This window comes from Kitasatospora sp. NPDC101157 (assembly GCF_044768255.1).
Taxonomy (GTDB): Bacteria; Actinomycetota; Actinomycetes; order Streptomycetales; family Streptomycetaceae; genus Kitasatospora.
Window position 1 is genome coordinate 46,025 of record NZ_JBIWPL010000018.1, and the last position, 25,657, is coordinate 71,681.

Annotated in this window: 25 protein-coding genes and 1 tRNA gene; 16 read left to right on the top strand and 10 right to left on the bottom strand. The window is 73.4% G+C overall.

From position 1 onward, the window contains the following. The first annotated feature begins 40 nt into the window (after positions 1-40). Together ACIRVF_RS29105 and ACIRVF_RS29110 are read left to right on the top strand one after the other, a co-directional pair. Entirely contained in the window at positions 41-1,513 is a 1,473-nt protein-coding gene (locus ACIRVF_RS29105) for a sensor histidine kinase (RefSeq protein WP_402824075.1), read from the top strand. A 2-nt stretch (positions 1,514-1,515) separates the two neighbouring features. Further along, positions 1,516-2,211: a response regulator transcription factor gene (locus ACIRVF_RS29110; RefSeq protein WP_033347005.1), complete on the top strand. Its 696-nt coding sequence runs from the start codon at positions 1,516-1,518 to the stop codon at positions 2,209-2,211. Positions 2,212-2,288: 77 nt separating this feature from the next. On the opposite strand, the gene ACIRVF_RS29115 is transcribed toward ACIRVF_RS29110, so the two are convergent. After that, the gene (locus ACIRVF_RS29115) at positions 2,289-2,996 is read right to left on the bottom strand and encodes a DUF461 domain-containing protein (RefSeq protein WP_402824078.1); all 708 of its coding nucleotides are present in this window, start codon (positions 2,994-2,996) and stop codon (positions 2,289-2,291) included. A 427-nt stretch (positions 2,997-3,423) separates the two neighbouring features. Here ACIRVF_RS29115 and ACIRVF_RS29120 point away from each other — a divergent pair, with 427 nt between their 5' ends. The 7 genes from ACIRVF_RS29120 to ACIRVF_RS29150 all read left to right on the top strand — a co-directional run bounded on the left by ACIRVF_RS29120 (position 3,424) and on the right by ACIRVF_RS29150 (position 10,440). Beyond that, on the top strand, positions 3,424-3,906 hold the full coding sequence (locus ACIRVF_RS29120; protein ID WP_030244332.1) for a CarD family transcriptional regulator: 483 nt from the start codon (positions 3,424-3,426) through the stop codon (positions 3,904-3,906). Positions 3,907-4,165: 259 nt separating this feature from the next. Beyond that, complete coding sequence (gene ispD / locus ACIRVF_RS29125) at positions 4,166-4,921, top strand: 2-C-methyl-D-erythritol 4-phosphate cytidylyltransferase (protein ID WP_402824405.1); 756 nt, start codon at positions 4,166-4,168, stop codon at positions 4,919-4,921. Beyond that, positions 4,911-5,402 carry a 2-C-methyl-D-erythritol 2,4-cyclodiphosphate synthase gene (ispF, locus tag ACIRVF_RS29130; protein ID WP_402824081.1) on the top strand — a complete coding sequence of 164 codons (492 nt, stop codon included), beginning with the start codon at positions 4,911-4,913 and terminating at the stop codon, positions 5,400-5,402. The genes ispD and ispF overlap by 11 nt, the downstream gene beginning before the upstream one ends. A 152-nt stretch (positions 5,403-5,554) precedes the next feature. Further along, entirely contained in the window at positions 5,555-5,950 is a 396-nt protein-coding gene (locus tag ACIRVF_RS29135) for a PPOX class F420-dependent oxidoreductase (RefSeq protein ID WP_380412527.1), read from the top strand. Between the two features lie 115 nt (positions 5,951-6,065). After that, complete coding sequence (gene cysS, locus ACIRVF_RS29140) at positions 6,066-7,460, top strand: cysteine--tRNA ligase (RefSeq protein ID WP_402824085.1); 1,395 nt, start codon at positions 6,066-6,068, stop codon at positions 7,458-7,460. Positions 7,461-7,596: 136 nt separating this feature from the next. Beyond that, positions 7,597-8,589, top strand: coding sequence for a 23S rRNA (guanosine(2251)-2'-O)-methyltransferase RlmB (rlmB, locus tag ACIRVF_RS29145; protein WP_402824088.1), 993 nt, complete (start codon positions 7,597-7,599; stop codon positions 8,587-8,589). Positions 8,590-8,763: 174 nt separating this feature from the next. After that, positions 8,764-10,440: a DoxX family membrane protein gene (locus ACIRVF_RS29150; RefSeq protein WP_402824091.1), complete on the top strand. Its 1,677-nt coding sequence runs from the start codon at positions 8,764-8,766 to the stop codon at positions 10,438-10,440. A gap of 168 nt (positions 10,441-10,608) precedes the next feature. Here ACIRVF_RS29150 and ACIRVF_RS29155 read toward each other — a convergent pair whose 3' ends face one another. From ACIRVF_RS29155 to ACIRVF_RS29165, 3 genes are all read right to left on the bottom strand, one after another. Beyond that, positions 10,609-11,400 (bottom strand): NDP-sugar synthase, encoded by a 792-nt coding sequence (locus ACIRVF_RS29155; protein ID WP_402824094.1) that lies wholly within the window; start codon positions 11,398-11,400, stop codon positions 10,609-10,611. Positions 11,401-11,562: 162 nt separating this feature from the next. Continuing rightward, positions 11,563-12,006 carry a hypothetical protein gene (locus ACIRVF_RS29160; protein WP_402824097.1) on the bottom strand — a complete coding sequence of 148 codons (444 nt, stop codon included), beginning with the start codon at positions 12,004-12,006 and terminating at the stop codon, positions 11,563-11,565. A 162-nt stretch (positions 12,007-12,168) separates the two neighbouring features. After that, on the bottom strand, positions 12,169-13,266 hold the full coding sequence (locus ACIRVF_RS29165; protein ID WP_402824100.1) for an ABC transporter ATP-binding protein: 1,098 nt from the start codon (positions 13,264-13,266) through the stop codon (positions 12,169-12,171). Positions 13,267-13,567: 301 nt separating this feature from the next. On the opposite strand from ACIRVF_RS29165, the gene ACIRVF_RS29170 reads away from it, so the two are divergent. Continuing rightward, positions 13,568-13,641: transfer RNA gene (locus tag ACIRVF_RS29170), tRNA-Thr, on the top strand. Between the two features lie 64 nt (positions 13,642-13,705). On the opposite strand, the gene ACIRVF_RS29175 is transcribed toward ACIRVF_RS29170, so the two are convergent. From ACIRVF_RS29175 to ACIRVF_RS29195, 5 genes are all read right to left on the bottom strand, one after another. Then, the gene (locus ACIRVF_RS29175; RefSeq protein ID WP_402824103.1) at positions 13,706-14,905 is read right to left on the bottom strand and encodes a sensor histidine kinase; all 1,200 of its coding nucleotides are present in this window, start codon (positions 14,903-14,905) and stop codon (positions 13,706-13,708) included. Between the two features lie 77 nt (positions 14,906-14,982). Next, complete coding sequence (locus tag ACIRVF_RS29180) at positions 14,983-15,771, bottom strand: response regulator (RefSeq protein ID WP_402824106.1); 789 nt, start codon at positions 15,769-15,771, stop codon at positions 14,983-14,985. Then, positions 15,768-16,655 (bottom strand): hypothetical protein, encoded by an 888-nt coding sequence (locus ACIRVF_RS29185; RefSeq protein ID WP_402824109.1) that lies wholly within the window; start codon positions 16,653-16,655, stop codon positions 15,768-15,770. Before ACIRVF_RS29185 ends, ACIRVF_RS29180 begins: the two co-directional genes overlap by 4 nt. Positions 16,656-16,824: 169 nt before the next feature. Next, positions 16,825-17,622, bottom strand: a complete 798-nt coding sequence (locus ACIRVF_RS29190) for a class F sortase (protein ID WP_402824112.1) — start codon at positions 17,620-17,622, stop codon at positions 16,825-16,827. Next, a complete protein-coding gene (locus ACIRVF_RS29195; protein WP_402824115.1) occupies positions 17,615-18,073 on the bottom strand; it encodes a hypothetical protein in 459 nt (152 codons plus the stop codon). Before ACIRVF_RS29195 ends, ACIRVF_RS29190 begins: the two co-directional genes overlap by 8 nt. 457 nt (positions 18,074-18,530) lie before the next feature. On the opposite strand from ACIRVF_RS29195, the gene ACIRVF_RS29200 reads away from it, so the two are divergent. Together ACIRVF_RS29200 and ACIRVF_RS29205 are read left to right on the top strand one after the other, a co-directional pair. Then, positions 18,531-18,716, top strand: a complete 186-nt coding sequence (locus ACIRVF_RS29200) for a hypothetical protein (RefSeq protein WP_402824117.1) — start codon at positions 18,531-18,533, stop codon at positions 18,714-18,716. Positions 18,717-18,756: 40 nt separating this feature from the next. Next, on the top strand, positions 18,757-20,586 hold the full coding sequence (locus tag ACIRVF_RS29205; RefSeq protein WP_402824120.1) for an ABC transporter ATP-binding protein: 1,830 nt from the start codon (positions 18,757-18,759) through the stop codon (positions 20,584-20,586). 97 nt (positions 20,587-20,683) lie between these two features. Here ACIRVF_RS29205 and ACIRVF_RS29210 read toward each other — a convergent pair whose 3' ends face one another. Further along, positions 20,684-21,487, bottom strand: a complete 804-nt coding sequence (locus ACIRVF_RS29210) for a hypothetical protein (protein WP_402824123.1) — start codon at positions 21,485-21,487, stop codon at positions 20,684-20,686. Between the two features lie 201 nt (positions 21,488-21,688). Between ACIRVF_RS29210 and ACIRVF_RS29215 the strand changes: the two genes are divergently transcribed. The 4 genes from ACIRVF_RS29215 to ACIRVF_RS29230 all read left to right on the top strand — a co-directional run bounded on the left by ACIRVF_RS29215 (position 21,689) and on the right by ACIRVF_RS29230 (position 25,641). After that, positions 21,689-22,957: an MFS transporter gene (locus ACIRVF_RS29215; RefSeq protein WP_402824126.1), complete on the top strand. Its 1,269-nt coding sequence runs from the start codon at positions 21,689-21,691 to the stop codon at positions 22,955-22,957. Between the two features lie 182 nt (positions 22,958-23,139). Further along, positions 23,140-23,373, top strand: a complete 234-nt coding sequence (locus ACIRVF_RS29220) for a hypothetical protein (RefSeq protein WP_402824129.1) — start codon at positions 23,140-23,142, stop codon at positions 23,371-23,373. Positions 23,374-23,495: 122 nt separating this feature from the next. Continuing rightward, positions 23,496-24,041, top strand: coding sequence for a methylated-DNA--[protein]-cysteine S-methyltransferase (locus tag ACIRVF_RS29225; RefSeq protein ID WP_402824132.1), 546 nt, complete (start codon positions 23,496-23,498; stop codon positions 24,039-24,041). A 178-nt stretch (positions 24,042-24,219) separates the two neighbouring features. Beyond that, entirely contained in the window at positions 24,220-25,641 is a 1,422-nt protein-coding gene (locus tag ACIRVF_RS29230; RefSeq protein WP_402824135.1) for a family 2B encapsulin nanocompartment shell protein, read from the top strand. Positions 25,642-25,657 lie beyond the last annotated feature (16 nt).

Sequence of the window (25,657 nt, forward strand, 5' to 3'; positions counted from 1 at the left end):
GCCTTGGGGAGTGGTGTGGCCGTGCGCTTACGCTGGCCACATGGACGTGAACGTGGCCGCTGCCGCTGCCTGCGCCATAGCCGGGCTCGGCGTCGGCCTCACCGCCTCCATCGCCTTCCGCTGGAGCGAGCGCGAGCAGGCCAGGGGCAGGCACACCAGTGGCAAGCAGTACGGCCGGTACCAGGCGCTCGGCGCCGGCACCGGCACCCCGGAGCCCCCGCTGCCGCCGGGGGTCGACACCGTACTCTCCGTGCTCCGCTCCTGCGCGATCGTGCTGGGCGAGGGTGACGAGGTGGTCAAGGCCAGCTCCGCGGCGTACGCGATGGGCCTGGTGCGCGGCGGTGCCGTCGCCGTGGACCAGATGCTCGCCCTGGCCCGCGCCACCCGCCGGGACGGCGAGATCCGGCAGGTGGAACTGGAGGTGCCCCGCCCCGGTGCGGCCCGCGCGGCCGAGCCGCTCGCGGTCTCCGTCCGGGTCGCCCCGCTGGGCTCCCGGCTGGTGCTGGTGCTGGTCGAGGACCAGACCGAGCGCCGCCGGGTGGAGGCCGTCCGCCGGGACTTCGTGGCCAACGTCAGCCACGAGCTCAAGACCCCGGTCGGCGCCCTGTCGCTGCTCTCCGAGGCGGTCGCCGACGCGGCCGACGACCCGGAGGCGGTGCAGCGCTTCGCCGGCCGGATGCAGGTCGAGGCGACCCGCCTGGCCAGCCTGGTGCAGGAGATCATCGACCTCTCCCGGGTCCAGGACGACCGGCTGATGGTCGACCCGGAGCCGGTCGCGGTGGACGAGCTGATCGCCGAGGCGATCGACCGCTGCCGCCAGCAGGCCGCCGCCAAGCAGATCCTGATCGCGGCCGGTGGCATCGCCGGGCTCTACCTGCACGGCAACCGCGGCCAGCTCGCCGCCGCGCTCGGCAACCTGGTGGAGAACGCCGTCAACTACAGCCCGCCCCGCACCCGGGTGGCCATCGCGACCCGCCGGATCTCCAGCGCCGCGGCCCTCGGCGAGGCGGACGGCGAGCTGATCGAGATCTCGGTCACCGACCAGGGCATCGGCATCTCCGAGAAGGACCGCGAGCGGGTCTTCGAACGCTTCTACCGGGTCGACCCGGCCCGCTCCCGGCAGACCGGCGGCACCGGCCTCGGCCTGTCCATCGTCAAGCACGTCGCCGCCTCGCACGGCGGCACCGTCTCGGTGTGGAGCGTCGAGGGGCAGGGCTCGACCTTCACCGTCCGCCTGCCGGCCGGCCGGGCGCCCGCCGACGAGGACCTCGGCGCGGACGACCTCGGCGGCGACGACGGCTCCGACGACCTCGACGACTTCGACGGGGGCGCCCCCGCCGACCACCGGACCCACGACCACGAACCCCGCGAGCCCGGCGCTGACCCCGACGGCCCCGCCGCGGCACCCCGAACCCTCACCACGGACCGCACCGACCGTACGGCCCGTTCGCTCCCCGCAGGGGAGCGGCACGTACCCCTGACAAAGACAACCCAGCTTGCCCCGGAGGCCTGATCGTGACCCGAGTACTGGTGGTCGAGGACGAGGAGTCGTTCAGCGACGCCCTCTCGTACATGCTCCGCAAGGAGGGTTTCGAGGTGGCCGTCGCCGCGACCGGCCCCGACGCCCTGGAGCAGTTCGAACGCAACGGCGCCGACCTCGTCCTGCTCGACCTGATGCTGCCGGGCCTGCCGGGCACCGAGGTCTGCCGTCAGCTCCGGGTGCGCTCCAACGTCCCGGTGATCATGGTGACCGCCAAGGACAGCGAGATCGACAAGGTCGTCGGGCTGGAGATAGGCGCTGACGACTACGTCACCAAGCCCTACTCCACCCGCGAGCTGGTCGCCCGGATCCGCGCGGTGCTGCGCCGCCGCGGCGAGGACGGCGGCGCGGGCGAGAACGGCGGCGGCCCGGGCGCCCTGGAGGCGGGCCCGGTCCGGATGGACGTGGACCGGCACGTGGTGACGGTGGACGGCGCCAAGGTCGAGCTGCCGCTCAAGGAGTTCGACCTGCTGGAGATGCTGCTGCGCAACGCGGGCCGGGTGCTCACCCGCATGCAGCTGATCGACCGGGTCTGGGGCGCGGACTACGTCGGCGACACCAAGACCCTGGACGTCCACGTGAAGCGCCTGCGGGCGAAGATCGAGCCCGACCCGGGCGCGCCGCGCTACCTGGTCACCGTCCGCGGCCTGGGCTACAAGTTCGAGCCGTAGACCGCGGTTCCGGGCAGTCATGCGGAGGCCCCCGCCGGCAGCAGCCGGCGGGGGCCTCCGCGTTGCCGTGACTCGCGTCAGTGGGCGGCCGGGGTGGTCGCCGTCGCGGTGGCACCGGCGACCGGGGCACCCGGGACGGTGGCACCCGCGGTCGGGGTGGCCGGGGCCGACGGGGTGACCGGGGCGGTGGCGCCGGCGGACGGGGTGGCCGGAGCGGTCGCGGCCGGGGTGGTGGCCTTGGTGGGCACGGCGGCCGGGGTCGGGGTCGGGGCCGGGGTCGGGCCGAAGCCCTTGTAGATGCCCGAGTCCGGGCTCACCGCGGCCTGGGCGTCGACCTTCTGGCCGTCCTTGAAGGCGAAGGTGGTGGTGGCGAAGCCGCCGATGTGGACGGAGACCGAGTTGATCAAGGCGGAGGGGTTGCCCTGTCCGCCGAGGATCACGGAGCCGCCGGCCGGCACGACGATGCTGGACAGCGGGGCGCCCGCGGCGTCCGAGAAGGTGGCGGCGGCGTTGCCGACGGTGATCGACTGGAGCTCCGCCGGGGTGCCGGCCGTGTTGGAGATGTTCACGACCACGTTGGCGGCGCCCGTGTAGTCACCCGAGGTGCCGACCCCGGTGACGAGCACGATGTTGTTCAGTCGAATGTTCGTCCCCAGGGTCGCCGCGGCGTTGTCCGGCTTGATCTGCAGGGTGTCCGGCGTGGTGCTGGCCGCGCAGGAGGACAGCGAGGCGATGGCGATGGCGGCGATGGCGGCGATGCTGCCGCGTCGAAGGCTGCGGCTCACGGCGGCGGCTACTCCTAGGTCACGTGTCGACAGGTCAGGTCTCAGATTATCGACCTCACTTATGCGCTCCTCACGGGGTGGTCCCCGTGTCGCACTCCCGGGGCCCCGCGGGGGCCTTCCGGGCGTACTGCCGGCATGGACCGGTCATTCGAAGGACAAGCTTCGACCAAGATCGAATAACGATCGTGTCACGGCCGGAAATGCGGCGAAAGCTCAAGATCCAATCATGGTTGCCGGGGTGTTGCGCAAGGGTTTCGGCAGACCCCGGAACCGCCCCCGACCTGCGGGAAGCCCCTCTCGAACATCGGTCGCAGCACGTCATGGGGGTGGTTGTCAAGCCCCGAGACCGGCCCTGACCTGCGAAAACGCCCTTCGGGTGCGCCGCAAGGCGTGTTATTCTGGAAAGCCACGGAAGGGGTCCTGTCACATGACGTTCAAGGTTGGCGACACGGTGGTCTACCCCCATCACGGGGCTGCGCTGATCGAGGCCATCGAAATTCGCCAGATCAAAGGTGTGGACAAGACCTACCTGGTGCTCAAGGTGCAGCAGGGAGACCTGACGCTCCGCGTGCCCGCCGAGAACGCGGAGTTCGTCGGCGTGCGCGATGTGGTCGGCCAGGAGGGTCTGGACCGGGTCTTCGAGGTGCTCCGGGCACCGTACACCGAAGAGCCGACCAACTGGTCCCGTCGCTACAAGGCGAACCTGGAGAAGCTCGCCTCGGGCGACGTCATCAAGGTCGCCGAGGTCGTGCGCGACCTCTGGCGTCGCGAGCGCGAGCGCGGCCTCTCGGCCGGCGAGAAGCGGATGCTCGCGAAGGCGCGCCAGATCCTCGTCAGCGAACTCGCGCTGGCGGAGAACACCAACGAGGACAAGGCGGAGACGCTGCTCGACGAGGTCCTCGCCTCGTAGTGCAGTCGGGCTGCCGCCCATCGCCCACAGCGCCCGGTGCCGGCGCGCCGCTCCCAGGACGGATCGTCCAGGAGTGGTGCAGTGGCACTCCGGGCGCTGAGGCGTGTCCGGACGACGCCCCCCGCCCGAGCCGGTCCAGGCCTGCAAGACCGTTTCTGCGCAGGTGTGCGGCGGGCAGTGGACCAGTGGTTCTTCGGAAGGGGCCCCCGCGCCCGCCGGGCACGCCAAGGCCATACCCACTTCGCCGAAGGAGTGAAACCTGAACGCCTCAGGAGCAGTCGCAGCAGCAGTGGTGCCCGCCGCGGGACGCGGTGAGCGACTGGGGCCGGGCGCCCCCAAGGCCCTGCGGGAACTGGGTGGCGTGCCGCTCCTGGTGCACGCCGTACGGGCCCTCGCCCGCAGCCGGGCGGTCGGCCTGGTCGTGGTCGCCGCGCCCGCCGACGGGGTGGCCGAGGTGGTCGCCCTGCTGGACAGCCACGGGCTGGACGACAAGGACATCCGGGTGGTGGCCGGCGGCGCGACCCGCCAGGAGTCGGTCCGGCTGGGCCTGGCCGCGATCCCCGAGGAGGTCGGGATCGTCCTGGTGCACGACGCGGCCCGTCCGCTCGTCCCGGTCGAAGTGGTGGACGCCGTCGCGGCCGCCGTCCGGGCCGGGGCCGCGGCGGTGGTGCCGGCGGTGCCACTGGCCGACACCGTGAAGCGGGTCGAGCCCAACCCGGGCCACCCCGAGCCGGTGGTCGACACGCCCGAGCGGGCCACCCTGCGCGCGGTGCAGACCCCGCAGGGCTTCGACCGGGCCACCCTGGTCGAGGTGCACGCCAAGGCGCTGGCCGAGGAGGCCGCCGGCGGCACCGACGCCCCGCCCGTCACCGACGACGCCGGACTGGTCGAGCGCTACGGCGGCACCGTCGTCGTGGTGCCCGGCCACGAGGAGGCGTTCAAGGTCACCCGTCCGCTGGACCTCGTGCTCGCCGAGGCCGTACTCGCCCGCCGGAGGGCCGCCGATGCCTACTGAGCCCCTGATTCCCCGGGTGGGGATCGGCACCGACGTGCACGCCTTCGAGGCCGGCCGCCCGCTGTGGGTGGCCGGGCTGGAGTGGCCGGACTCCGAGTTCGGGCTCGCCGGGCACTCGGACGCCGACGTCGCCGCCCACGCCTCCTGCGACGCCCTGTTCTCGGCCGCCGGGATCGGCGACCTGGGCGCCCACTTCGGCACCGACCGCCCGGAGTGGGCCGGTGCCTCCGGGGTGAAGCTGCTCGGCGAGGCGGCCCGGCTGGTGCGCGAGGCGGGCTTCGAGATCGGCAACATCGCGGTCCAGGTGATCGGCGTCCGGCCGAAGATCGGCAAGCGGCGGGCCGAGGCGCAGGCCGCGCTGTCCGAGGCGGCCGGGGCGCCGGTCTCGGTCTCCGGCACCACCACCGACGGCCTGGGGCTGACCGGCCGGGCCGAGGGGCTGGCCGCGATCGCCACCGCGCTGGTGTACGAACGGCGTTGAGCCGGCCGCCGGTCGGCCGGCCGGAAATACCCCGTTGTCGACGGGTGTTCACCGGATGTCGCACGGGTCCGGATCGGTAGTGTTTCGATCCGGGCCCGTGCGGAGCTCGCCCTCGGGTCCGTACCGTCGCCGACCAGAAGAGGAAGTATCCGATGAGTGCTCAACTCTCCGACCGCGCCAAGGCGTTGATCGACGGCAAGAGCTTCGCAGTGATCTCCACGATCCAGCCCGACGGCAGCCCCCAGTCCTCGGTGGTCTGGGTCAAGCGGGACGGCGACGACATCCTGTTCTCCACCGTCCAGGGCCGCCGCAAGCACCTCAACCTGGTGAAGGACCCGCGCGTCTCGATCCTGATCAACCCGGCGGAGAGCCCGTACGAGTACCTGGAGGCCCGCGGTTCGGTGACGATGACCACCGAGGGCGGCCGGGAGCTGATCAACGAGCTGGCCGCCAAGTACCGTGGCGAGGACGAGTACACCTGGGACGGCCCGGAGGACGTCCGGGTGGTCGTCCGGCTCTCGCCGCGCAAGGTGGTCGGCAGCATCTGACCGGCGCGGAGGCCGCCGTTTCCCCGGGATCGCACCCCGCCGAATCCCGGGGAACTCCCTGTCGTTCCCCGGTAATGTCGCGGGGCACCCCCCGCTGCCCACTACGCTTGACGCTGTGAGCATTCGTCTGTACGACACCAGCACCCGCCAGGTACGCGACTTCGTCCCGCTTGTACCGGGTTGTGTCTCGATCTACCTGTGCGGCGCTACCGTTCAGTCGGCGCCACACATCGGGCACATCCGGTCCGGCCTCAACTTCGACATCATGCAGCGGTGGTTCGCCTACCGCGGCTACCAGGTGACCTTCGTCCGCAACGTCACCGACATCGACGACAAGATCATCGCCAAGGAGCGCGAGCTCGGCACCCCGTGGTGGCAGATCGGGTACGAGAACGAGCGCGCCTTCAACGACGGTTACGGCGCGCTCGGCTGCCTGCCGCCGACCGTCGAGCCGCGGGCCACCGGACACGTGCCCGAGATGATCGAGATGATGCAGGGGCTCATCGAGAAGGGCCACGCCTACGCGGTCGACGGCAACGTCTACTTCGACGTGAAGTCGTACCCCGACTACCTCGCGCTCTCCAACCAGAAGCTGGACGATCTGCGCCAGCCCGAGGGCGAGGGCGAGACCGGCAAGCGCGACCAGCGCGACTTCGCGATGTGGAAGTCGGCCAAGCCGGGTGAGCCGAGCTGGGAGACCCCGTGGGGCCGTGGCCGTCCTGGCTGGCACCTGGAGTGCTCGGCGATGGCCCACAAGTACCTGGGCCCGGCCTTCGACATCCACGGCGGCGGGCTGGACCTGATCTTCCCGCACCACGAGAACGAGATCGCCCAGTCCAAGGCCTACGGCGACGACTTCGCCGCCTTCTGGGTGCACAATGCCTGGGTCACCCTGGCCGGCGAGAAGATGAGCAAGTCGCTCGGCAACTCGGTGCTGGTCTCCGCGATGGTCCAGCGCTGGCGGCCGATCGTGCTCCGCTACTACCTGGGCGCCGCGCACTACCGCTCGATGATCGAGTACAGCGAGGAGGCGCTGCGCGAGGCCGAGGCCGGGTTCGGCCGGATCGAGGGCTTCGTCCAGCGGGCCGTCGAGCGCTGCGGGACGGTCGACGCGGCACCCGAGGTGCCGCCCGCCTTCGCCGAGGCGATGGACGACGACTTCGGCGTCCCGCAGGCGCTGGCCGTCGTGCACACCGCCGTCCGCCAGGGCAACAGCGCCCTGAACGCGGACGACAAGGAGAGCGTGGTGGCGCGACTGGCCGAGGTCCGTGCGATGCTCGGTGTACTGGGCCTCGACCCGCTCGACCCGCAGTGGACCGGGGCGGAGCGCGGTGAGGACCTCCACGGTGTGGTCGATTCGCTGGTCCGCCTGGTCCTGGACCAGCGGCAGGCGGCGCGCCAGCGCAAGGACTTCGCCACCGCGGACGCCATCCGCGACCAGCTCGGCCTGGCCGGGCTGGTGATCGAGGACACCCCGTCCGGCCCGCGCTGGACGATCAACAGCCAGTAACCCCATCTGACGATCGGGGTGATGGGTGGGCCGTACCGGACCGGTGCGGCCCTCCCGCATGACGTAGCGCATGCCGTCGGCCGCCGCCGCACCGAGCGGGGCGGCCGGGCATGCCGGACAGACAGGAAGTACAGCCATGGCCGGCAACAGCCAGCGCAGGAACCGCCGCAACCCCGGATCGAAGAAGGGCGCGTCTGTCGGTACCGGCGGGCACAGCCGGAGGGCGCTGGAGGGCAAGGGCCCGACTCCGCCCGGTGAGGCGCGCAAGGGCCACCCCAAGCAGAGGGCCGCCAACGCCGCGCTCAAGCGCGAGCGGGACGCCAAGGCCCGGGCCGGCATGCGCCGGGCCGGCGCCGGCGGCCGCGGCGGCCGCGGTGGCGCGGGCAGCGCCGAGCTGGTCTTCGGCCGCAACTCGGTGGTCGAGGCGCTGCAGGGCGACGTCCCCGCCAACGCGCTGTACGTCCAGCAGTTCATCGACACCGACGACCGCGTCCGCGACGCCTTCCAGGCCGCCAACGAGCGCGGCATCCCGCTGATGGAGGCCCCGCGCCCGCAGCTGGACCAGATGACCGGCGGGATGAACCACCAGGGCCTGGTGCTGCAGGTCCCGCCGTACGAGTACGCCCACCCCGAGGACCTGCTGGCCGAGGCCGCCGACGCCGGCCAGGACGCCCTGATCATCGCGCTGGACGGGGTCACCGACTCGCGCAACCTGGGCGCCGTGGTCCGCTCCGCCGCCGCCTTCGGCGCGCACGGCGTGGTCATCCCCGAGCGCCGCGCGGCCGGCATGACCGCCGGTGCCTGGAAGACCTCGTCCGGCGCCGCGGCCCGGCTGCCCGTCGCCCGCGCCACCAACATGACCCGCACCCTGGAGGCCTACCAGAAGGCCGGCCTGATGGTGGTCGGCCTGGCCGCCGACGGCGAGGCCGAGCTGGGCGACCTGGACCTGCTGACCGGCCCCGTGGTGATCGTCGCGGGCAGCGAGGGCAAGGGCCTGTCCCGGCTGGTCTCGGAGACCTGCGACATGCGGGTGCGGATCCCGATGAGCGGCCTGACCGAGTCGCTGAACGCCGGTGTCGCGGCGGGCATCGTGCTGTACGAGGCCGCGCGGCTGCGCGCCAAGCGCTGAGCACGGCGGGCGCCCCGCCCGCAGGGGATCTTCCGAATTCCCCGTGATCCGAGTGAAAAGCGATCGGGCCCGACCGGGTCCGATCGCTTTTCTCATGATCACTTCAAGTATGCGCCGGACATCCACCCGGGAGAGTGTCCTAAGCGGCCGTCACCCGGTTAGACGGGCGTGGACGTGGACACCAGAACACCTCGGCGCCCCCTGTTCGGCGGCGGCAGCACCGGGATAGACGCGGGCCCAGGGCTCGACACCGTCAAGGTGCCGTCGGACCCCGCGCGCCTCAGCAGCACCCAGGCGAGCTTCCGGCTCCGGCTCGGCGCCCCGGTCGAGCCGCTGATCGAGACCCCGGTCGGACTCCTGTCCACCGGCGCCGCCTTCGGCGACCCCTACGCCAACCAGGGCCTGATCCGCCGTCCCCTGGTCACCCCGCAGGTCGTCGTACCCGCCTCCGCCGTCCCGGCGCTGGCCGGGGCGGCCGCCGGGGCCGGCGGCGTCGCACCGCGCCGCAAGGGCCGGGTCACCCCGGTCACCTGGACCGGCCAGGCGGACCCCGGGGACCTCGCGGCCACCCGGCTGCTGGAGGCGGTGCGGACCAACGGCTCCCCGGCGGGCACCGACCTGGACGAGGCCGACACCCAGGTGCTCCCGGCCTACGCCGGCGCCCGGACCGTCCCCCGCCAGCCGCGCGAGGGCACCGGCACCGCCACCGACGCGGGCATCGGCCCGGTCGGCGAGCCGCACGGCTGGACCCCCAGCGGCGAACTGCCCGAGGTCTCCGCCACCGACGCCGAGGGCAGGCAGCCCTGGTACCCCGGCCGCCGGGTCGACCTCGGCCTGGTGCTGCTGCCGCTGCGCGCCGTACTGGGCTCGCTCTCCGTCTACGCCGGGTTCAGCAAGCTCTGCGACCCGGTGTACTTCGACGGTGGCGAGCGCGGCTCGATGGTGCGCTGGCTCTCCTCGCTGCACCCGTGGAAGGTCGCCGAGCCGCTGCTCGCCTTCGCGATGGCGCACCCCGTCGGCTCCGGCCTGGTGGTGTCGTTCACCGAGATCGTGGTCGGCGTGCTCACCGTCCTCGGCCTCTGGCAGCGGCTCGCGGCCGGAGCGGCCATGCTGCTCTCCGCCGCGCTGCTGTTCACCGTCAGCTGGCGGTCCGTGCCGGTCTACGACACCCCCGACCTGATCTTCCTCGCGGCCTGGAGCCCGCTGCTGATCGCCGGGGCGCCCTTCGCCTCGCTCGACGGGCGGCTCAACCTGGAGGCCTGGCGGCGGATCGGCTCCGGCGCGCCGGGCGCCCTGCGCCGCCGGGTCCTGCGGCGGGGCGCGGTGGTCACCACCGTCGTGGTCGGCCTCACCCTGCTGCTCGGCTCGATGCTGGGCGCGGCCGTCCGCACCAGCGCCCGGCCGCACCAGGCACCGGGCCGGCCGGCCGGCGACTACGGCACCCCGGTCTGGCCGTCGGGCAGCCCGTCCGGTGCCCCGGGCGGACAGGGCACGTCCACCCCGCCCCCGTCCGCCGCGCCGCGCCCGGCCACCCCGACGCCGAGCGCCACCACGCCCTCCAGCGCCCCCGCCAAGCCGGCCGGGGCCTCGCCGAGCGGCAAGCACTCCGGCAAGGCCGAGACCGGCGGCTCCTCGCCGGCGGCGTCCGCCCCGTCCGCCGGGTCCGGCTCCGCGCCGACCCAGCGGACCCCGGCCCCCGGCGGCTCGGGCACGGCGCCCAAGCCCAGCCCGAGCAGCGGCTCCGGGCTGCTCGGCGGGGTGCTGGGCAGCGGACCGGTGCTGGGCAGCGGGCCGCTGGCCGACCTGTCCGGCGGGCAGTCCTCCCGTCCGGGGACGCCGACGGCCACCTGAGGCCGCCGGACGCGCTACGGCCGGGTGCTCCGTGGGGGAGCACCCGGCCGTAGCGCTTTGCCCGTTTTCCTGCCCGGGCTTTTGTCTCCGGTTGCGCCTGCGCGTCCGGCTGCGCTTGCGCCTGTGCCCTTCCATGCGCCTGCGCCCGGGCCTGTGCCCGCGCGTTCGTTACTGGGCGGCGCTTTCGCGGTAGGCGGCGAGCTCCTTGGCCGCCTCGGTGAGGTCCTTCGCCGTGTCGATGGCGCGCCAGTACACACCCAGTGCCAGCTGGTAGCCGGCGAGCCGCTTGCCGCGGGCGAGCTGGGGGAAGGTGGTCCGCTCGTGGTCTCCCACGTCCGGCAGCAGCTCGGCGAACTCCGGGCTGAACACGTACAGGCCGGCGTTGATCAGGAAGGGCGAGGGCGGGGACTCGATGAAATCCAGCACGTTGCCGAACTGGTCGGTCTCCACGGCACCCCACGGGATGCGCGGCCGGGCCAGCGCGAGCGTCGCGACGGCGTCCCGCTCGTGGTGGAAGGCGGCCATGTCGCGCAGGCTGAAGCGGGTCCAGATGTCGCCGTTGGTGGCGTACCAGGGCTCGTCCGGGCGCGGCAGCGCCTTCGCCGCGAACTTCAGGCCGCCACCGCGCCCCAGCGGCTCGGCCTCGACCACCGTGCTGACCCGCAACGGCAGGTCCGCCCGGCCGAGCCACTCCTCCAGCACGTCGGCGAGGTGGCCGCAGGACACCACGACGTCGGTGACGCCCTCGGCGGCCAGCCAGGCCAGCTGGTGGCCGAGGATCGGGATGCCCGTCCCGGGGATCTCGACCAGCGGCTTGGGGCGGTCGTCCGTGTAGGGGCGCAGCCGGGAGCCCTGGCCGCCGGCCAGGATCACGGCCTGGGTGACGGGCGTCGTGGTCGGCCGGGGCTGGTGGGGCGGGGAGGACGCGAGGTCGGCGGTGGGGCCGGAGTCAGCGGTCATGCCTGAACAATAGGACGCCAGGCGGGGGTTGACGCCGTCCGTCGCTCAGCCGCGGTCGACGGCTCGCGGTCGACGGCCGCCGCTCGACGGATCCCGGTCGACAGCACCGGGGCGACAGCACCCGGTCGGCGGCCGGCGTCACCGGCCGCCGACCGGCGGCCGTCAGCCGGTGACGCCGGCCGCGAAGGAGCCGTCGCAGACCGGGCGGGCGAAGGACCGGGCCCGCTGTACGTCGCCCTGGTACTTGCGCACCGCGGCCTTGCCCAACTCGGTGGCCAGCGAGGTGCAGTACGGCGTCAGAGAGGGCTGCTCGCGCATCGAGCGCTCCAGCAGGTCCAGCGCGGCCGACGGGTTCTTGGCGCGCAGCTCGTCCAGCAGCGCCACCCGCAGCGAGTCCTGCGGGGCGAGCCCGTCCGTCCTGGTGGTGGCGGTGGCGGAGCGCCCGATCCCGGCGCCGTCGCCGCTGGACGCCGCCACGACCTGCTGGTCGAGCCCGGTCGGTGGGGCCCACGGGACGCGGGTCACGGCGAGGGTGCCGGTGGTCACCAGGACGACCGGCAGGGTCAGGGCGACGGTCTGGCCGATACGGCGCACAAGCTGCTTCACCCTCAGGAGAGTAGCGGTGGGTACGGGCCGGATCGCCCTCGGTTACACCATCGAGTGACAGGTGTCCGGGTTCGTCCCTGCGCGGTGTTGACGTGGGGGTGTACGGACGGAGCCCGCCGGACCGGAAGGGTCCGACGGGCTCCGTCGCGGGTGTCAGCCGTCTCAGTCGCAGACGCTCAGGCGCACGCCGCTGCTGGCGGCGAAGACGTGGGTCTCCTGGGCGATCGGCACCACGTGGATGGTCTCGCCGCGGGTCGGGATCTGGCGGCCGGGCACCCGGACGACCAGGTCCTTCTCCACGCCGCCGATCTGGGTGGTGCCGTAGACGAAGCCGTCCGAGCCGAGCTCCTCGACCACGTTCACCGTCACGGCGACGCCCTCGATGCCGCCGGCGTCGACGATCTGGAAGTGCTCCGGGCGGATGCCGACGATCACCGTCTTGTCGGTGCCGGCGCCGGCCAGGTTCTCGCGCGAGATGTTGACGACGGAGCCGCCGAACTTCACCCCGCCGTCCACCAGCGGCACCTCGACCAGGTTCATGGCCGGCGAACCGATGAAGCCGGCCACGAACAGGTTGGCGGGCTTGTCGTACATGTTGCGCGGGGTGTCGACCTGCTGCAGCAGACCGTCCTTGAGCACCGCGACCCGGTCGCCCATGGTGAGCGCCTCGGTCTGGTCGTGGGTGACGTAGACGGTGGTGATGCCCAGGCGGCGCTGCAGGCCAGCGATCTGGGTGCGCGTCGAGACGCGGAGCTTGGCGTCCAGGTTCGACAGCGGCTCGTCCATCAGGAAGACCTGCGGCTGGCGGACGATCGCGCGGCCCATCGCGACGCGCTGGCGCTGACCGCCGGAGAGCGCCTTCGGCTTGCGGTCCAGGAAGTCGGTGAGGTCGAGGATCTTCGCCGCCTCCTCGACCTTGGTGCGGATGTCCGCCTTGTTCACGCCGGCGATCTTGAGCGCGAAGCCCATGTTCTCGGCGACGGTCATGTGCGGGTAGAGCGCGTAGTTCTGGAACACCATGGCGATGTCCCGGTCCTTCGGCGGCAGGTGGGTGACGTCCCGGTCACCGATCCGGATCGCGCCGCTGTTGACGTCCTCCAGGCCGGCCAGCATGCGCAGGCTGGTCGACTTGCCGCAGCCCGACGGGCCGACCAGCACGAGGAACTCGCCGTCCGCGATCTCCAAGTCCAGCGCGTCCACCGAGGGCTTGGTCGCCCCCGGGTAGATGCGGGTCGCCTGGTCGTACGTGACAGAAGCCATTGGTCGTTCTCTCCTTCACCGGCAGGAACGTGCCGGACGATCCGAGTAAAGGGGGATTGTTCGTCTCCGTCGGCCCGTCAGTGGTCTGAACCACTACCAGAACCAACTCCCGGCGACGCTACCCGCGCTCCCGTTGCTTGTCAGCCCCCCTCCGCCCGATTTCGGCATCGGTTCCATCACGCCCACCCCGCACCGACCCCCCGCCCACCCCCTGTCAACCCCCGGATATCCCCCCACCTCGCCACCCCGGCCCGGTAGACTGCCCCCGGTGCCGCCGTGATCCTTCGCGGACGGCCACCGTGCCTCCTTAGCTCAGCTGGCCAGAGCACCGCTCTTGTAAAGCGGGGGTCGTCGGTTCGAACCCGACAGGGGGCTCAGCGGAGGAAGGGCCGGCCCGATGGTGATCGGGCCGGCCCTTCGGCGTTGGTGGGGGCGGGAGTCAGTCCGGGGGGAGGGTGAGGGTGGCGAGGGCGCCGCCGGTGGGGTGGTTGGCGAACGTGAGGGTGGCGCCGATGACGCGGGTGTGGCCGGTGGCGATGGTGAGGCCGAGGCCGTGGCCGCGGCCGCGTTCCGGGGCGTTGGTGCGGAAGCGCTGGGGGCCGTGGTCGAGGAGGTCGTCCGGGTAGCCGGGGCCGTGGTCGCGGACGGTGATGCGGCGGCCGTCGACGTGGAGTTCGACCGGGCCGGCTCCGTGGCGGTGGGCGTTGAGCAGCAGGTTGCCGAGGATGCGGTCGAGGCGGCGCAGGTCGGTGCGGACCTCCTGGTCGGAGGTGATCCCGATCTCGACGTCGAGGCCGGTGAGGGTGACGGTGCGGCGCACCGCGCGTTCCAGGGGCACGGCGGAGATGTCGGGGGACTCGACGTCCGCGTCCAGGCGGGAGACCTCCAGGAGGTCCTCGACGAGCGCGCGCAGGGCCTGGACCCGGTTCTGCACCAACTGGGTGGGGCGGCCGGGCGGTAGCAGTTCGGCGGCGGTGACCAGGCCGGTGAGCGGGGTGCGCAGTTCGTGGGCGACGTCGGCGGTGAAGCGCTGTTCGTCCGCCAGGCGGCGGTGCAGGGTGCGGGACATCAGGTCGACGGCGGCGGCGAGGTCGGCGACCTCGTCCTTCCCGTCGACGAGTTCGCCGATCCGGGTGTCGGTGCCGCCGGCCGCGATGCCCCGGGCGGCGGTGGCCGCGGTGCGCAGGCGGCGGCTGATCCGGTCGGCGACGAGCACGCCGGCCAGCACGGTGGTGAAGACCGCGGCGATGACGGTGAGCAGGATGATCCGGTCCAGGTCGGCGATGGCCTGACGGTCCTGGGTGAAGTCCACCCGGACGGAGAGCACGCCGCCCTGGACCGGGGCCGCCGCCCACATGGACTCGCCCTGCCGGTCGGTCGCGAGCAGCGAGCCCTGTCGTCCGGCGGCGGCGAGGTCGTGCAGCCGGGCGGGGAGGGCCGGGTCGTCGAGGGCGCCGACGGGGTTGTCGAGGTTGCGCCCGTAGTCGGTGAGTGCGGAGTTGAGGGCGGTGAGCGCCGAGGCGCGCGCCTGGTCGACGTGCTGACGGATCATCGCCTGGTGGACCAGGAGGCCGACGGCCACCGCGACCAGGACGGAGATGGCGGCGACGGCGGTGGCGATCTGGCGGCGCAGCGTCATCCGGCGCAGCGTCAGTCGGGGGCGCGAGGGTCGGGGGCGCGGGGGTCGGGGGCGCGGGGGTCGGGGGAGGCGCACGGTCATGCGGGACGCCGCAGCTTGTAGCCGAAGCCGCGGACGGTCTCGATCCGGCCGGAGCCGATCTTGGCGCGCAGCCGTTGCACGTGGACGTCGACCACCCGGGTGTCGGCGCCCCACTCGTAGTCCCAGACGCGCTCCAGCAGCGCGGAGCGTTCCAGCACGATGCCGGGCGCCGCGGTGAACTCCAGCAGCAACCGCAGCTCGGTGGGGGTGAGCGGGACGAGGCTGCCGTCGACCCGCACCTCCATGCTGTCGGTGTCCACCTGCAGACCGTCGAAGTTGCGGACGGCGGGCGAGGGGGAGGGGGACGGGGCGGCGGGGGCTGCCGGGGCGTCGGGGGAAGGGGAGGAGGGAGTAGCAGGAGAGGCAGCGGCAGGAACCGGCGGGACGGCCGCCGGCGCCACCCGGATGCGGCGCAGCACGGTACGGATCCGGGCGACCAGGACGGCGCTCTCGAAGGGCTTGACCACGTAGTCGTCCGCGCCCGCCTCCAGACCGGAGACCACGTCAACCGGGTCGGTGCGGGCCGACATCATCAGGATCGGCAGCTGGCTCTCCTCCCGGATCCGGCGGCACAGCCCGACCCCGTCGAGCAGCGGCAGCATGACGTCCAGCAGGAGCAGGTCGGGGCGGACGGCGTGGAAGGCCTCCAGCCCCTCCAGGCCGTCGGCGGCGGTGGTGACCGGGAAGCCGTAGCGCTCCAGGGCCATCCGGGTGGCCTCCCGGATCACCTCGTCGTCCTCGACGAGCAGGATGTGCGGCTGGGCGGGGACGGTTGCGGTGGTCATCGCTTCGCTTCCGGGACGACGGCGGGGCCGGACGGCTGGACCGTCCGGGCGGGCTGGGGCTGGGGTCGGCCGGGGCGCGCGGACGGGACGGCCGCGCCGGCGCCCGGCTTCGCCTCGGCGGAGGGGCGCATCGGGAGGGGCACCGCGCCGCCGGGGCCGCCGCCGGGACCGCCGCCGGGACCGGTGCCGGTCGCCGGGTCGGCGCCCGTCTCGGTGGGCTGGAGCAGGCCGATGCCGTCCACCCGTCTCTCGACCAGGGCGAGCCTGGTCCCGTCCCATCGGTAGTGGCTGGTGGTGCGGGTGGTGACGGTGGTGGGCTCGAACAGCCACAGGTCGGAGTCGAGTGTCTCGGCGCCGAAATCGGGCTTGATCTTCACCTGCAGGATCGGCAGGACGCGGTCGCCGGAGAGGGTGTAGACGTGCAGCACGACCTGTCCGGGAGTGGTGACGGCCGTGATCAGCTCGGGCTGCCCGTCGCCGGTGAGGTCGCGGAACTCGGGGGCCCGCACCTCGCAGTCGGTGCAGGAGCCGAGCGCGCGCCGCTCCTCCGCGGTCACTGCCGGGTCCTGGGCGAGGAGACCGTGGACGTCGACCGCGCTGAGGTCGTGCCCGGGAACGGTCAGGTCGGGTACGGGCTGCGGCGGCGCCTGGGTGGTGGACCCGGTTGCGGACGTGGCGGGCGGCGGGGCGGTGGCCAGCCCGGGCCAGAGCGGTTTGGCCGACGGCGGCCGGGTGACGGCCGCGTGCGGGCCGTCGTCCCGCAGACCGCCGGGGGCGAGACGGCCGAAGGCCAGGACAGCGAGGACGGTCAGGACGGCCAGGGTGGCGAGGGCGGCCGCGGGTACGGCGCCGGGGCGGCGGCGGAGCGGAGTCGGTGGTGCCACGGTCGGTCCTCCTCCTGGTTCGCGGTGCGCGCGGTGGGGTGTGGGCTCGTCGTCCCTCCGGCCGTCCTGCTGCTGTGACCGTTGTAGCCGGTCCGTCCTGGTGGCCGGTCCGGTGGGTAGGTCGTGCGGACGGTGACCGGCGGTTCCGCCGCCGCTGTCGGCGGCCCGGTCAGGCCGGGTCCGCCAGCACGATGATGTTGTCCGTCCAGTGGCCGTCCGGGCCGATCCGGCCGCCGCAGGTGATCAGTCGCAGCGTGGGCCCGGGAGTGTCGCCGTACACCGTGTCGGTGGGGAAGCGGTCCTTGGCGGCCTGGAGCAGGCTGCGGACCCTGAAGTCCACGCTGCCGCCGTCCGAGCGCCGGATCCGGATCAGGTCGCCCGGGTGGAGTTCCGGCAGGCGCCGGAAGACCGCCGGGCCGTTCCTGGTGTCGAGGTGGCCGATCAGGACGGCGGGTCCGGTCTCGCCCGGGGTGGGGCCGTTGCGGTACCAGCCGACCTGGTCGGCGTGGTCGGCCGTGGGCACCTGGACGCTGCCGTCGGCGTTCAGGCCGAGGTCGGTCACCGGGGCGTCCACGCCGATGGAGGGGATCAGCAGCCGGGTGGGCGGCGAGGCGGCGAGCGTCCCGGCGCCGGCGGTCGGCGCGCCCACGGGAGTGGTACGGCCGGACGCGGTCGGGGCGGGCGCGGCGGCCGCCGGGTCGTGGCCGGAGGTCTCGATCCGCACCACCGGGGCGTCCCGGCCGGACAACGCGAGCGAGGTGCCGAGCACCACGCAGAGCAGGCCGGCGGCGCCGAAGACGCTCCGGCGCAGGATGCTGGGGCCGGGCCGGGCGGCGCGCCGCCGCCCACGGCCGCCCCGCTCGGCGGTCCCCGCCGCCCGGGGCGCCCCGGCGCCGCTTCCCCGCCCGGCCGGGTGCGGAGGAAGGGCGCCGGGGTGCCCGGCGGACTCGGGACCGGTGTCAGCCACGCGCACCGGAGCGGCGGCGCAGCAGGGCGAAGCCCAGCGCACCGGCGCCGACGGCCGCGACGGCGCCGCCGCCCGCCAGCATCAGGCCGTTGCCGTCGGTCTCGCCCGAGCCGTCACCGGCCTGGGCGGCACCCTTCGGCACCTCGCGCACCTGCGGCTGGGAGCCGGCGGTGGCGGGCTGCGCCGCGGGCGCGGAGCCGGCCGGGCGGGCGGGCTTGGCGGACGCGGAGGCGGAGCCGGGCGCGGCTTCGGTGGCGGGGGCGGCGGAGGGACGGACCGCGCCCGCCGGCGCTGGGTTGGCGGGGGCGTGGGCGGTGGGGGTGACGGCCTGCGGGGTTCCGTCGGCCCATGCCTGCCCGCCGGTGACGACGGTCACCAGCGCGGCGCCGGTCAGCGCGCAGACCGCCAGCATCCGGCGGGCGGGCGAACGGTGGGTACGGCTCTTGCTCATACGGTGGTGCTCCTTCGAGGACGAAGACTTCGGTGAACGAACGCGTCAGTGGCGAGACCGCGGCTCTCGCGAACACCTGCGGCCCGTACGGCCGGCCGGTGAGGCCGGGCCGTGCGATTGACCGGTGCGTCGTCGGTGACGGTAGGGGGGCCGTGTCGCGGTGCCCGCCCGGTCGCGTCACGGTCGTCCATCGGCTGGGTAACGGTCCCCGGGCCAGCGGAACGGGCCCGTGACGGAGGCCGTGACGGCGGAAGCCGTGGCGGAGGAATGCCGTGACGGAGGCCGTGACGGCGGAAGCCGTGGCGGAGGAATGCCGTGACGGAGGCCGTGACGCGCGCCGGAACACGCACGCTCGGTGACACCGGACACACCCGGTGACATGCGCGCGGAGCTGAGTACTTCCGCCTGCCCGTCCGTACATTCCGGTGGGGGACAAACCAAGAGAAAGGTGGCAGTGATGAGCATCCTCGCCAATCTCCTCCCGACCCTGCGCCGCGACCGCGGCGACGGCGGTGGCCGTGGCTACGGTCGCCGTGGTGACGGCGACCGCGGGGACTTCCGTGGCGGCCGGGACGACTTCGGCGACGGCGACTACGGCGGCCTTCGTGGCCTCCGCGGCCTGCGCCGCTGGAACCGGTGCTGACGGTCACGGACCGGTGATGGTCCCTGGCTAGGACGAACTGGTGTGGTCCCTGCGGCGGTTGACGGCCGTCGACACGGGTGACGGCGACGGCCGGGCGGACCCGGTCGTCGCCCCGGCCCCGGCCGTGCCGCTGCGGCGGACCTTCCGGCAGTTCTGGCCCTACACCCGAGGCGGGAGGCGCTGGCTGATCCTCCTGGTGGTGATCGTCCTGCTCGGCCCGGTGGTCGACGCGGCGATGATCTGGCTGTTCAAGGTCGTCGTCGATGACGTGCTGGTGCCGCGGAGACTCGGGCTGTTCCTGCCGGTGGCGCTCGGTTACGCCGGGCTGACCCTGCTGGCAGGAGGGCTGGGGTTCGCCGACGAGACGCTCTCCGCCTGGGTCAGCGAGCGCTTCCTCCTCAATCTGCGCACGGACGTGTTCCGGCACCTCCAGTGCCTCCCACTGGGCTTCTTCGAACGGCGGCGGCTCGGCGACGTGCTGTCGCGGCTGACCGCGGACGTCGAGGCGGTCGAGACCTTCCTGCTGTCGGGCGTCCTGGAAGCGGTCGCATACGTCGCCGAGCTGGCCGTCTTCCTCGGCCTGTTGTTCTACCTGCGCTGGGACCTCACGCTCACGGCCCTGGTGGTCGCCCCGCTGTTCTGGATCACCGCCCGGCGCTTCTCGGGGAAGGTGAGGGCCGCGTCCCGCGAACGGCGCCGCCGCAGCGGCTCGGTGAGCGCCCTGGCCGAGGAGACGCTCGGCAACATCGCCCTCGTTCAGGCGTACAACCGGCAGGACTGGGAGCAGCAGCGCTTCCTGGGGGAGAACCTGGCGCGGTTCCGCGCGACCATGGCGGCGACCCGGCTGCGCGCGCTGTTCGCCCCGATCGTGGAGATGCTGGAACTGGCCGGCGCGCTGATCGTGCTCGGCCTGGGAGCCTGGGAGCTGACCCAAGGCCGCCTCACTCTGGGTGAACTCCTCGTCTTCGTCGCTCTGTTGAGCCGCCTCTACGGCCCGGTCAAGGGGATCGGGCAGCTCAGCAACAGCTTCTTCTCGGCCGCGGCAGCCGCCGAGCGGATCATCGAACTCCAGGACCAGCAGCCGGACGTGGCCGATCCGCCGAAACCGCTGCGTCCGGCCCGGGTGCGTGGAGCAGTGGCTTTCGAAGGGGTTCGGTTCCGCTACCCGAACGCGTCCCGGTTGGCGCTGAACGACGTCTCCTTCCGTGCCGAACCGGGCGAGACGGTCGCGCTGGTCGGGGAGAGCGGGGCGGGCAAGTCGACCGTCGCCAAGCTGCTGCTGCGCTTCTACGACCCGGAGCGCGGTGCCGTTCGGCTGGACGGCATCGACCTGCGCGACCTGGCGCTGAGCGATCTGCGCGAGCACATCGCGGTGCTGCTTCAGGAGACCCTGGTCGTCCACGGCACCGTCCGGGACAACATCGCCTACGGCCGGCCGGGGGCCACCGACGCGCAGATCGTGGCGGCCGCCCGGGCCGCCGACGCGCACGAGTTCATCAGCCGGCTGCCGGAGGGCTACGGCACGGTGGTGGGCCAGCAGGGGCGGCTGCTGTCCGGCGGCCAACGCCAGCGGATCGCGATCGCCCGGGCGATGGTCCGGGACGCACCGGTGCTGCTGCTCGACGAGCCGACCACCGGCCTGGACTCGGAGTCGGGGCGGCGGATCCTGGAGCCGCTCGGGCGGCTGATGAGCGGGCGGACGACGATCATCATCTCGCACAACCTGCTCACCGTACGGAAGGCCGACCGGATCGTCCTGCTGCGCGGAGGCCGCGTCGTCGCCTGCGGCAGCCACCGGGAACTGCTCAGCCAGGACGTCGGCTACGCCCGGCTCGACCGGGCCGCGACCCCGACCTGGGCAACCGGTTGAACCGTCGGGAGCCGTGGCCGCGTGCCGCTCCGACAGACGACCCCTGCCACCCCTCCCACCCCTCCCGCCCCTCCCGCCCCTACCGCAGCTGCCACCCCTACCGCCCATCCCGCAGCTGCCGGAGGGTCCAGCCCGGGCCGAGGGTGCTGGTGTGCGCGGTGAAGAGTTCGGCCGCCCGGCGGTAGGAGAGGCGGGCGCGGCCGGTGTGGGGGCAGCGGTCGGCCGCGGGGGTGCCGGCCGGGGCGCGGCGGTCGGTGAGGAAGAGCGGGCCGCCGGAGCGGCCGGCGATCAGCAGCGGGAGCAGCCGGGCGGTGCCGGTGCCCCAGTGCAGCCGGGCCCGGTCGGAACGGGGGTGGGCGCAGCGGCCGGGGAGGTCCAACCGGTCGGTGTCCAGGGCCAGTACGGCCTCGATGGCGGCGCCGGACTCGTGCAGCAGGTGCCAGAGCGTCTGCTCGCGCAGGGGTGCGCGGCGGGCGAACAGGGCGCGCAACTGCTCAGCGGTCAACGGAGCGCCGGCCCCGGCCGGTTCGGGCAGCGGGGCGGGGCGCAGGCCGGCGCTCGGGTCGCCGTCGATCCAGCCCCGGGCCCGCCACCAGGCCACGGCCGCGCGCAGGGTGGAGAGTTCGCGGTTGAGCGTGCGCGGGTCGGTGGTGGCGGCGCGCCGGGCGACGGCGGTGCGCAGCCGCTCGGCGGCGTCCGGGTGGTCGAGCAGGGCGAGCGGCAGCACGGGCGGGCGGGCGCTCCGCCGTTCGGGGCCGGTGGGGGCCGGCCGGTCGGCGAGCGCCCAGGCCCAGGTGCTGAGGGCGATCCGGTAGATCCGCCGGGAGCCCTCGGCGAGCCCGGAGGCGGCCAGGTAGCGCTCGACGGCGACGCCGTACTCGACCGGGGGGAGTTCCGTCATGTCCGCCTTCTTCCGCAGTAAACGGGCCGAACCAGCACCCTGGAAATATATCCGCGCTCCGCAGTAAAAGCAGTTCAGGTGCCTTTCGGGCGGCAATTTACTGCGGCAGGTTCCATTGCCGTGGAATTGATGCCGAAGGGCTCAGGTTTTTTCCCGGAAACCCTTGAGTCCGGTTCCCCCGCGAGCGCAGACTGACTGCCCATGGCAGTGGAAACAGAACGGATCCCGGCCCCTCCGCGGCGCCTGGGAGACCGTCTCGCCGTGCTGGGCGAGCGCGAATTCACCCGCTTCTTCATCGGGTACACCACCTCCCTCCTCGGCTCCTCGATGGCGCCGGTCGCGGTCGCCTTCGCGGTGCTCGACGGCGGCGGGAGCGGCACCGAGCTCGGCTGGGTGCTGGCCGCCCGGATCCTCCCGCTGGTACTGGTCCTGCTGGCCGGCGGGGTGATCACCGACCGGCTGGGCAGCCGCCGGCTGATGCTGGGCTCGGACGTCCTGCGCGGCCTCGTCCAGGCGCTGTTCGCCGCGCTGTTGGCGGCCGGGCACGCGCCGGTCTGGGCGATGGTCGCGCTGGTGGCGGTCTGGGGGATCGGCGAGGGGCTGTTCACGCCCGCGTTCGGCGCGATCCTGCCCGACCTGGTGCGCCGCCGGGAGCTGCTGGCGGACGGCAACACCCTGCTGGGCCTGGCCCGTTCGGTGTCCACGGTGGCCGGCCCCGCGCTGGCCGGCCTGGTCACGGCGGTGCAGGGCCCGGCGGCGGTGCTGCTGATCGACGCGCTGACGTACGGCGTCGGCGCCGTGGCGCTGGTCGGCCTGCGGCTGCCCGAACGCCCGGAGGCGGGCGGCGGGGACTCGGTGTTCGGGGAGCTGCGGGCCGGCTGGGCGGAGTTCGCCGCCCGCCCGTGGCTGTGGATCACCACCGCGCAGGTGGGCCTGTTCAACCTGCTGGTCTGGGCCCCGTTCCTGGTGCTCGGCCCGCTCCTGTCGCAGCGGGAGCTCGGCGGTGCCCGGGCCTGGGGCCTGGTGATGGGCGGGTACGGGGCCGGGGCGGTGCTGGGCGGGCTGCTGATGCTCGGCCGCCGCCCGCAGCGGCCGCTCGCGGTGGCCACCGTGGCCGCCTTCGGCTGGGCGCTGCCGTCCGCCGCGCTGGCGACCGCGGCGCCACTGGTCGGAGTGGCGGCCGCCGCGTTGGTGGCGGGGGTCGGTTCGGCGGTCTGCGGGACGCTGTACGGCGCCACGATGCAGCACTGGGTCCCGCCGGAGCTGCTGGGCCGGGTGACCTCCTTCGGCTCGCTGGGCGCCTTCGTCGCCGGCCCGCTCGGCCTGGCGGCGGCCGGCCCGCTGTCGGACCGGTTCGGCGCCGGTGGCGTGCTGTTGGCCGGAGCGGTCTGGCAAGTCGTGGCCGGGGCCGTAGTGTTGGCCCTGCCGGCCGTACGGGATCGCCGCTGGGAGGAGGGCCCGGACCACTGACCCACCCCTCGGACGGCTCCGGGGCGCACCCCCGGCCGGTACCGGTGCGGCCCACCGCGCACCGCACCCGGCCGGCCCCGGAGCGCAGCCGGTCGCTCCGCCCACGCGTGCGTGCCTCCGCGGCGGGCGGGGTGGCCGGGTCGGCCGTACCGTGGACGGAGGGGGTACGGAGGAGGTGCACCATGCCCGGTTCGCTCACCATCAGCCACCACCAGGCCGCGGCCACCCTGGACCACGTGGACGCGGAGCGGCTGGCCACCGTTCTGGCCGACCTGGCGTACCTGCTGGAGATCCCGGGACCGGACCGGATCACCGACGCCCAGGTCGCCGTGCTCTGCGAGGGCCGCGCGCCGGACCGCGCCGAACTGGTGCACTTCTGCGCGTCGACCGCCCGCAGCCTGAAGGGGCAGCTCTGACCGGACCGACCGATGGCCCGCCCCGCCCGCCGTACGATGGCGCGCGGGGCGGACCGGTCCGGAGCGCCCCGCGGTCGCCGGGCTGGCCGGCGGCCGGCCCGGTGGAGGGTGGGGGCCCGAGCGTGCCGCAGTCCCGGTCGTTGTCCTGGCTGACCGTGCCGACCCCGCTGCCCAGCGGCCCCATGCACATCGCGGTGACGCCGCTGGGCGTGGCTGCCGCCGGTTACGGCGGACGGGACGGCGAGACCCCGCCGTGCACCGACCCCGCGAAGATCACCGCCGTCACCGAGCGGATCGGCGCCTACCTGGCGGGCCGCAGCCGGGAGTTGGGCCTGCCGATCGACTGGAGCCTCAGCTCCGGACCGCACCGCGCCGTGCTGCGGACGCTCTGGGAGCAGGTGCCGTACGGCCGGACCATCACCTACGGCGAACTGGCCGCCCGCAGCGGGGTGTTCGAGGACGTCACCGAGCCGGGCCTGGCCGCGCGGACGGTCGGGCAGATGATGGCCGCCAACCCGGTGGCCCTGCTGGTGCCCTGCCACCGGGTGGTGGCGGCGGACGGGATCGGCGGCTTCGGCGGCGGCCGGGTCGGGATCGACGTGAAGCGCTGGCTGCTCACCCTGGAAGGGGTGCTGGAGCCGACCCTGGACTGGAACGGCCCGCTCTAGAACAGTTCGAATGAACTGTCGAACAAATATCGACCAGGCGATCTATTCGTACTATTTGTTCGGTTATTCAGAACCACTCGAACGAGTGATTGCGGGTCGCCCCCGAACGGGCCCACCATGAAGCTGCAGCAAGAATGTGCAAGGCGACACTTCATCGGGCATGCGAAGGGCTCCCCCTATGTCGACCGAAACCAATGCCGGAATTCCTGCGCCGGGCGCGCAGCCGGAGATCCGGCAGCAGCAGTCCCTGAGCACGGCGGGCGCGCGGAACCTCGCCACGACCACCAAGTCCGCGCCCCAGATGCAGGGCATCAGCCCGCGCTGGCTGCTCAGGATGCTGCCCTGGGTGCAGGTCTCCGGCGGCACCTACCGGGTCAACCGCCGCCTGCGCCACAAGGTCGGCCGCGGCCGGGTGAGTTTCGTCAAGACCGGTTCCGAGGTGCGCATCGTGCCGCAGACGCTGGCCGAGGTGCCGGTGCTGCGCGGCTACGAGGACGAGGCGGTGCTGGAGGAGCTGGCCGGCCGCTTCGTCCAGCGGCATTTCGACGCGGGCGACGTCCTGGTCACGGCCGGCACGCCGATCAGCGAGGTCTTCCTGATCGCGCACGGCAAGCTCGAACGGCTCGGCACCGGCAAGTACGGCGAGGAGACGGTGGTCGGCACCCTGGCCGACGGTGACCACCTGGGCGACGAGGCGCTCCAGGAGGAGGACGGCAGCTGGCCGTACACCGTCCGCGCCGCCACCGCCGGCACCGTGATGGTGCTCGCCTGGCCGTCCTTCCAGGAGCTGCACGACCGCTCCGAGTCGCTGCAGCTGCAGATCATGGAGTACCTGAACGGCTTCCAGCAGGCGCAGAACAAGCACGGCGAGGCCGCGATCGACCTCTCCGCCGGCCACCAGGGCGAGTACGACCTGCCCGGCGCCTTCGTGGACTACGAGCTCAAGCCGCGCGAGTACGAGCTGAGCGTCGCCCAGACCATCCTCAAGGTGCACAGCCGCGTCGCCGACCTCTACAACAAGCCGATGAACCAGACCGAGCACCAGCTCCGGCTGACCATCGAGGCCCTGCGCGAGCGCCAGGAGCACGAACTCATCAACAACCCCGAGTTCGGCCTGCTGGAGAACGCCGAGTACGACCAGCGGATCCAGACCCACTCCGGCCCGCCCACCCCGGACGACATGGACGAGCTGCTCAGCCGCCGCCGCAGCACCAAGATGTTCCTGGCGCACCCCAGGGCCATCGCCGCCTTCGGCCGGGAGTGCAACAAGCGCGGCCTCTACCCGGGCACGGTCGTGGTCGAGGGCAAGCAGGTCAGCGCCTGGCGGGGAGTGCCGATCTTCCCGTGCAACAAGATCCCGGTCGTCGGCGGGAACACCAGCTCGATCCTCGCGATGCGCATCGGCGAGGACAACCAGGGTGTCATCGGCCTGCACCAGACCGGAATTCCGGACGAATACCAGCCGAGCCTTTCGGTGCGGTTCATGGGAATCGACGAGAAGGCCATCATTTCCTATCTGGTGAGCGCCTACTATTCGGCCGCGATCCTGGTTCCGGACGCCGTCGGCGTCCTGGAGAACGTGGACGTCGCCCAGCGCTGACGACAGCCGCCGGCTC

What these genes read in the sequence shown, in the direction of transcription:
- rlmB (WP_402824088.1), top strand. Translation starts at nt 7,597, where the DNA reads ATGGCCGGCAACAGCCAGCGCAGGAACCGCCGCAACCCCGGATCGAAG.
- ACIRVF_RS29220 (WP_402824129.1), top strand. Translation starts at nt 23,140, where the DNA reads ATGCCCGGTTCGCTCACCATCAGCCACCACCAGGCCGCGGCCACCCTG.
- ACIRVF_RS29120 (WP_030244332.1), top strand. Translation starts at nt 3,424, where the DNA reads ATGACGTTCAAGGTTGGCGACACGGTGGTCTACCCCCATCACGGGGCT.
- ispF (WP_402824081.1), top strand. Translation starts at nt 4,911, where the DNA reads ATGCCTACTGAGCCCCTGATTCCCCGGGTGGGGATCGGCACCGACGTG.
- ACIRVF_RS29230 (WP_402824135.1), top strand. Translation starts at nt 24,220, where the DNA reads ATGTCGACCGAAACCAATGCCGGAATTCCTGCGCCGGGCGCGCAGCCG.
- ACIRVF_RS29200 (WP_402824117.1), top strand. Translation starts at nt 18,531, where the DNA reads ATGAGCATCCTCGCCAATCTCCTCCCGACCCTGCGCCGCGACCGCGGC.
- ACIRVF_RS29175 (WP_402824103.1), bottom strand. Translation starts at nt 14,905, where the DNA reads ATGACGCTGCGCCGCCAGATCGCCACCGCCGTCGCCGCCATCTCCGTC.
- ACIRVF_RS29105 (WP_402824075.1), top strand. Translation starts at nt 41, where the DNA reads ATGGACGTGAACGTGGCCGCTGCCGCTGCCTGCGCCATAGCCGGGCTC.
- ACIRVF_RS29165 (WP_402824100.1), bottom strand. Translation starts at nt 13,266, where the DNA reads ATGGCTTCTGTCACGTACGACCAGGCGACCCGCATCTACCCGGGGGCG.
- ACIRVF_RS29135 (WP_380412527.1), top strand. Translation starts at nt 5,555, where the DNA reads ATGAGTGCTCAACTCTCCGACCGCGCCAAGGCGTTGATCGACGGCAAG.
- ACIRVF_RS29210 (WP_402824123.1), bottom strand. Translation starts at nt 21,487, where the DNA reads ATGACGGAACTCCCCCCGGTCGAGTACGGCGTCGCCGTCGAGCGCTAC.
- ACIRVF_RS29180 (WP_402824106.1), bottom strand. Translation starts at nt 15,771, where the DNA reads ATGACCACCGCAACCGTCCCCGCCCAGCCGCACATCCTGCTCGTCGAG.
- ACIRVF_RS29155 (WP_402824094.1), bottom strand. Translation starts at nt 11,400, where the DNA reads ATGACCGCTGACTCCGGCCCCACCGCCGACCTCGCGTCCTCCCCGCCC.
- ACIRVF_RS29215 (WP_402824126.1), top strand. Translation starts at nt 21,689, where the DNA reads ATGGCAGTGGAAACAGAACGGATCCCGGCCCCTCCGCGGCGCCTGGGA.
- ACIRVF_RS29195 (WP_402824115.1), bottom strand. Translation starts at nt 18,073, where the DNA reads ATGAGCAAGAGCCGTACCCACCGTTCGCCCGCCCGCCGGATGCTGGCG.